Annotated in this window: 3 protein-coding genes and 3 pseudogenes; 5 read left to right on the top strand and 1 reads right to left on the bottom strand. The window is 63.9% G+C overall.

Annotation, left to right across the window (positions count from 1 at the left end; genetic code table 11):
• Positions 1 to 586: 586 nt before the first annotated feature.
• The 5 genes and pseudogenes from EHS43_RS33250 (at position 587) to EHS43_RS33230 (ending at position 5,492) form a co-directional block, all read left to right on the top strand.
• Positions 587 to 925 (top strand): transposase domain-containing protein, encoded by a 339-nt coding sequence (locus tag EHS43_RS33250; protein ID WP_185806525.1) that lies wholly within the window; start codon positions 587 to 589, stop codon positions 923 to 925.
• Positions 926 to 1,277: 352 nt separating this feature from the next.
• Positions 1,278 to 1,460 (top strand): annotated as a pseudogene (locus tag EHS43_RS48260) (IS4 family transposase); the annotation flags it as partial.
• 704 nt (positions 1,461 to 2,164) lie between these two features.
• Entirely contained in the window at positions 2,165 to 3,529 is a 1,365-nt protein-coding gene (locus EHS43_RS33240; protein WP_185806524.1) for an RICIN domain-containing protein, read from the top strand.
• A gap of 266 nt (positions 3,530 to 3,795) precedes the next feature.
• Positions 3,796 to 4,509, top strand: a pseudogene (locus tag EHS43_RS33235) (transposase family protein).
• An 89-nt stretch (positions 4,510 to 4,598) separates the two neighbouring features.
• Complete coding sequence (locus tag EHS43_RS33230) at positions 4,599 to 5,492, top strand: hypothetical protein (RefSeq protein WP_125194371.1); 894 nt, start codon at positions 4,599 to 4,601, stop codon at positions 5,490 to 5,492.
• Positions 5,493 to 6,486: 994 nt separating this feature from the next.
• Here the strand turns inward: EHS43_RS33230 and EHS43_RS46770 are convergent.
• Positions 6,487 to 6,778, bottom strand: a pseudogene (locus EHS43_RS46770) (hypothetical protein); the annotation flags it as partial.

Below are 6,778 nucleotides of genomic sequence, written 5' to 3'. Positions count from 1 at the left end.
ACAGGGGCGGGTGCACAGGGCGCGGTCGGCAGGCTGGCGACGCCGCAGCTCTCCGTGCTCGTCTTCGTTCTGGACCGCTCCGGGTGATGGCTGATCCCGAACTGTGGCTTCAACACTGGAGTTCTGGGTCATCGAAGAGTGTGTAGCGCCGGACCAGGGCCATCGCCAGGCTGGGGCCGTTGCGTACCCCAATTCCTCAAGCCCGCAGTGACGCCGAGCGGCGTGCTGCAACCCGTCCGGGCTCATGCCGGTGTGCTCGGCGATCGTTCAGCAATTTTTCCGCGCCAGTACCGCCGGCAACGGCAGCACGAACTGCCTTACCCATAAAGGGGGGCTCCAGCCGCGTGAAACGGCCCCGCGATCTGGCCAGCAGGCCGCGACCATCACCTGCCAGCGATCAGGCACTACCCTGCGCCCCGCGGTCACCGTTTCGTCTTCGATCCACACACCTAACGACGATCACCGGTGCAGCTGTTCGCCACCCATCCTCAAGACAATGCCGTTGCAATAGCTCACGGGCGTAGGTCGCTGTGCAGCCCTCCCGGGGGTGGTGCGGGGGTCTGCGGACGTCGGTGAGTTATCGGATTTGGGGCTGCTGACCTGGGCGTATCGGCCCGGGTTGGTGGATCGTGTGGTGACCACGTGCGGCCGGGCGGAGCATCGCAGACGGCTGCTGCCAACCCGGCTGGTGGTGTACTTCGTGCTCTCCCCTGCCCTGTTCTCGCCGGCGCCGTATCTGGAGGTGATGCGGCACCTGGTCGAGGGTCTGCGCGGTCAGGGGCTGCTGGGCGAGTGGCGCATCCCGGCGAAGTCGTCGCTGCCGAGCCCCCAGCGGTTGGGTGCAGAGCCGCTGCGGGTGCTGTTTGCCACGGCCGCGCAGCCGATGGGCACCCAGACCACCCGGGCTGCTTCTGGCGCGGGCTGAGGCTGCTGGCGGTGGACGGCACCTGCTGAGACGTCTCCGACAGTGCGGCGAACGAGGCCGCCTTCGGACGTCCCGGAAACAGCCGCGGCCACGACAAGTCCTCCTTTCCCCAGGTACGGATGGCCTGCCTGATCGAGGTGGGCACCCACCTCGTCCTCGATGCCGAGCACCGACAGCAGCGCCGATCCGCTGTGGCGGGTGCCCGCCAGCCGGATCCTGCCCGTCGAACGGCAGCTGCGGAACGGATCCTGGTCTCCCGCATCCATGCCCACACCGATCCCACACACAGGAGCCAGTCACGGTGCCGGGGGGGCGCCTACGGTTGGACGGCACCGCCCGCGAAGACGAGGACTACCGGCTGGTGACCAGCCTGCTTGATGGCCGTCGCTATCCCGCCCGCCAACTGGCCGCGCTCTACCAGGAACGGTGCGAAGCGGAAGCTGTCTTCGCCGAGCTCAAGACCCACCAACGCGGAGCCCCCGTCGTACTCATCAGCAAGACCCCCGACCGCGTCCTGCAGCAGATCTGGGCCCACCCACACCTACGGCGCGCTTCCGTTTGCCGGGAGAGGAGCCTGGCCTGCTGGCCCTCGAGCCTGCCACAACGGGCCGATCTCAGCGACAAGTTCGGCCATCCCCCGGCCGTCAGGCACGTGATCCGCCGGTTGCTGATGATCACTTCCCGATTCACGGTCCCCACCACATGACCATGATCAACAATCAAGAGCTCGACGTCTCAACGCCAACCATGCACGAGCTCGTTAGCCAGCGGGATTACATGTCGGGGTGGAGAACTAGGTGCGACCAGAGCTGGAGTGGTCACCACCGTGCTCTTCGAGATGCACGAGGAGTGGGCCGCCTTCCTCACGGCTGCCTACCCGCAGGCAGTACGGATTAGCTGTACCCCAACACACCCCGCCAGCGGATCGCCCACACCATATCAACGGCCACGCCCCCTGCCTCTGCGTAGAGCTCGCGGTCAAGAACGTCGGCACGCACCCTGCCGGTGCGTCATTTGTCCTGCGACACGCTCCACGACCGCGCGCCGGCGGGACGCGATGGACTCGACCGGTGCCTGCCTCCGACGCCAAACTCAGTGCAGGCTGGAGTTGAACTGATTCGCACCACAGTTCGTTGCGAGGGTGCAGGGACCCGCTGTGACTCCTCTCCATGACCGCTCGCAGGCCACAGCGGACCCAGAATCGAGGCCGGGCGGGAAGCACATCAGGAAGGGATGGGCATGAGCCGGGGCGAAGAAGCGGATAAGTCAGGTGCAGAGGGCAAGCCTCCCGCGCCCGGCGAACCAACGGATCTCGGCAAGCGCGAACCCGTTGGAGATACGCCCGAACTGCTGGCTCCTCTCCCAGTGATCGTCTCTGCCGATGGATCCGTTGACATCGATGGCATTCCTGTGCCGCTGGTTGAAGGTGAGGCAGTTGACACGGCGATCCTTGACATGCTGCACGGATACGCGCGCAGCCGGAACTCTCCCGTCAGGGCGGCCATATCTGACCCTTCTGCGGATTATGTAGCAATCGTCCAGGTCGAACCGGACGGTTCCAGCAGGCTTGTGGAGCAACGCCAGGCGGGGCAGGTCGGTGAGGCCCAAGAAGGCTGGAACGCCGGCCCTGCCGAGCTGGCCAGCAGCGGGTCCACCGGCCCTGCCGAATTCCCGGATCACTTCGAGTACGCCGAGAGCAATGGGACTGCTGGGCTCACCAACTCCGTCGAGCCTGCCAAATACCCCGGCTTCATCGGTGGCGATGGGGAAACGTCTACAATAACAGACCCAATAGGGCAGGAGACCTCAGTTACTCTCGCCTCGAGCCGCGGCCCGGGACCTGCCAGCAAGAGGCGCCCTCGCCAGTCTGACGACGAGTACGAGCCGCCCAGTTTTCTCAAGCGGCCCTTCGGGCTAGGGTTGGTTGGTACCGTCGCAGCGGCCGTTATCATCGTTCCACTGATCATGCTCGGCAGCTCGGGAAGTGATGACGGCACAAACAGGACCTCGTCGGTAACGCTCGAGCCCCCGCCGACCCACTCCACCGCCGGTACGTTGCCTCTACCATCTCCTGCCGCCTCGACATCAGGTGCTCCGCAGTCGACACCCCAGCCGAAGGCCAAGAGCGATATCCCCAGCGGTGAGGTACGGATCAAGAACAAGAAGTACGGCCTCTGCCTTGATCTTCCAGGCACCGGCGAGGGCACCATCACCACGCCGGCCCAGGATGGCACCTGCCGTGCCTCTGGCGGGGAGAACCAGAGGTGGGTGGTGGACCTGGCCTCGGAAAGCAACGGCGCCGACGGGGCTGCTTTGTACCTCATCCGCAACGCCAGGTCCGGCCTCTGTCTGGACCTGAATGGCTATGGCCCCGTTGCGATCGCCTCGCCCGTGGGGCTATTCAATTGCGACCCCAGCGACAGGGACAACCAGCTCTGGCAGCTGGAAAAGCGTCCCAATGGCACGTACTGGATCCGCAACCGGAAGAGCGGAAAAATGTGCCTCGACGTGGCGCGAGAGAACAAGAAAGCCGCGCATGCCAATGTCACCATTTTCCCCTGTAGCGACCTCGACGACCACCAGTGGAGCTTTTCGAAGGGTTGAGGGGACTGAGTGGGCAAGCACGGGTACGTAGGCGTCCAGTGCCGGGTCAGGCGAACGTTTCGCCCTGGCGGAGGACGGCACTTGCGCGCCGCCTCCGTCAGGGCGGTGGTCACGCCCTTTCGAGTGCAACACCGTTGCACTACCTGTAGTTCGTTAACAACGTCTACTGACCCTCCCCTTTGGCGTGAACCCTTCCATCCTGTGCTGGCGGGTGAAAAAGGCTGGTCAACGGCTGTGGTGACGAGGCAGGGCCCCTCGTCGTTGGCGTGGTGATTCCACTCAGCACACCGGCGGCCGAAGGGGCCCTGTTGGTTTTCGTATCCTGCCACGCTCGACGTCCCACATGAGCTCGTCGAGCATCTCGCCTGGCTGCTTCGACTAGGCCCTCCTCACGCTGGGCCCGCCTGCGTAAGAACGAGACGTTCGCCCAGCTAGGCGCCTGATTCGCGCTATCGCAGGCCACCGCCTGGCGCTATGTGGGCGAGGCTCTGGAGGTGCTGGCGTCCTGGGCCCCAGGCCTCCACGAAGCCCTCACCGGCCTCGGTGACGGCGACCACGTCATCGTTGACAGCACAATGCCCCCGCCGACCGCGTCCGCGCCGATCAGCCGTACTACTCGCAGAAACACACGAAATACGGCATGAACACGCAGGTCATCGCGGCGCCGGATGGAATCCCGCTGTGGTTCTCCCGTGCGACACCCGGCGCACACAGGACCTGACCTCGGCCCGCACCCACGGCATCGTCCACACCTTTCTGACCCGACAGATCCTCGTGCCGGCGGACCGCGCCTACCAGGGCGCCGGCGCCACATTCCGCACCCCGCAGTTCAACCGCGACCACGCCCGACTCTGAGCCCTCGGCGAACGCGCCTTCGCCTGACTCAAAGCCTGGCGCATCAGGCGCAGAGCACGCTCCTCCACCTGCCCCATCAGCCGCACCGTCCAAGCCAACTACTGACCTGCAACCATTCAGGATGAAAGAGGTTCAGTAATTCATCCCACTCTATGAACCGATAGGTGTTGCCGACCGTTGTGTAATCGCAGATACGGAAACTGAGAGGAATACTGTGCCGACCACCCCAGCATCCCCAACGCTCGACGAAGTAAGACTTCTGGCCGATACACATAAGGCGATTCAATTTATTGCAAAAACAGCCCCAGGGCTGACACCGGAAGAGAAAGAGCGCGAGGCTTTGCAACGCTTCGATGCCGAGGTGAAGCACGCCTCAGCCTTGTCTGACAATGAGGCGCTCGACGAGCTGCATCGCAAATTGGACAAGAAGTTCGAGCAGGAATATAAGGAATTCCCTCTGAGCCTCAGGGGCGATCTGCATCGGCTCACTCTGGAGAGTGCGATCTCGTCGATTGAGAGCGTGAAAAGCTTACCTGCAAGCGAGCAAGAGTCAGCCGTATTTTCCAAGGTGTATGGCCATGTGCGAGACTGGCTTGCCCGTAATGAACTGTCGGAAAGCGATGCCTTTGTTTGGGCAGCAGCGGCTGGTCACGCCCGATCCGGCGAGAAGGCGCCGCCGCTGGAGCTGGCGACAGCCCTGACCAGGGAGGAGCAAAAAGTATTACTCGCAGGTCTCCGCGGACCGTTGCGTGATCAAGCTAATATGCGCACTAGCGTGAACGCGTTGGACAATTCGATACTGAACTCCCCCAATGTAGACTCGATGGAGGAACTTGCGGGCCTTGCAGACAGGGCCTCCGATGCAGAATCAGGACGAGAGCAGCTCAGAATGATGCGCTATGAGATAAACAACAGGGGGCAGCACAATCGTGACCAGATATTCCGTGATCGTCTGGTCAGGAGTCGGCAACAGGCGCAGATAGCCGGAGTCGCCAACGGGTCGGTCGACCAGTTGGCGCCCCCCTCGCAACGCTCGGAGAGCGGCGCAAACGCGCAGACAGCAGACAGCTTCGGTTCCGTCCCGGGCATCCCTCGCCGCTCTAGGTGAGACCATGCCAAGCTGCTGGGGCCGCGGCGGCGCTCGTGGATCAGGGCTGCGTCGTTATCGTGATCGGCCAGTTGTGATCACTTGAGTCCGAGGGCCGCCCACTGCGGGGCCATGAGCTTCTTCAGTAGTGCCCGTGAGGGTGATGTCGTGGCAGGTGTTGACGACGCTCACGAGCAGGGAGGTTGCCGCCGTGCTGGTGCCGGCCGTTGCTCCCGGCGTCACCCGATCGGTGGCCGTTCTGAAGAAGCTCCACGTCGCGTCCGCAATGGCGCAGGCCTTCGGCGATGTTTTCCCATCCTGCCAGGCGGAATGCGTCGATGGCCAGGTTGCACGGGGAGCAGTGTCGATGCGTACGCGGGAATTGTCCTCGGCGTATGTGGTGTCCCTGACGTCGTGGGTCTTGTTCTCGGTGCCCGTTGGTCGCGGACGCGGCGGGCCTTCTCGGTTGCCTCTGCCCGTTCCGCGGCCAGGTCGTTCACCCCGCAGACGCGTTCCAGGGTTACCTCGCCGGTGCACCTGAATGACGCTCCCTGAGGCCCTGTGTAGTGAATGGTGGAACTCGGTCGGTCTTCTTCAGCGTCGTCCGGCGGTGAGCCGACCGTCAGAGGTGATGCCAAGGGCTAGCCTCGAAGTTTCGTGACGGTCCACCGACTCCGTCGGTGGACCGTCACGAAACTTCGAGGCTAGTCGGCGATGACGAAGGCGTCCTTCGCGTCCGTCGTCCCATCGCCCCAGCCTTGCACAGCGCGAAGAAGTAGGAAGCACACGGATTCCCGACCGGAAACCGCGCCGCAGAGCGGCACAGCAACCAGTCCCGGAAGGCCAGAATCCTCACCCTTCAGGGCAAGGAGCAAGCCAAAGGCGAGTGGTCCATCTCACCACGTAGGACACCGTCCTATTGCCCAGTTGGAGCGATCACTTCTGCTGTCAGCCCCGTGATCCGCCGATTGTTGGTGATCAGCGCACGGAGCGAGTCCACACCACAGGATCGTGATCAACTATCCGGGTTCGGTGTCTCACCGCCAACTCTGTACGGGCCCATTAAGCAGCGCACGCTCTGCCGGTACGCCCACACCGCACGCGCCTCCTCCCCGCACAACCGGAAGATCTCCGCCAACTCGGCCCAGGCGAAACCTGCCTGACGGTTGGCCTCGGAAGTCTCCAGCATCAAAGCGCCCCGCTCGTAGGCCTCCTGACAGGCTTCGGTCCGCCCCATCGCGAGGTGAGCGGCGGCGAGCACCAGGTAGTTCCGCGCGCTTTGCAGACGGTGCTGCGTGCCGAGGAGC

The organism is Streptomyces sp. RP5T, from assembly GCF_003933965.1.
Lineage (GTDB): Bacteria > Actinomycetota > Actinomycetes > Streptomycetales > Streptomycetaceae > Streptomyces.
This window is presented reverse-complemented; position numbering and strand designations above follow the sequence as displayed.

Bases quoted from the DNA above. Each gene is read 5' to 3' on its own strand.
- EHS43_RS33240 (WP_185806524.1), top strand. From the start codon at position 2,165: ATGAGCCGGGGCGAAGAAGCGGATAAGTCAGGTGCAGAGGGCAAGCCT.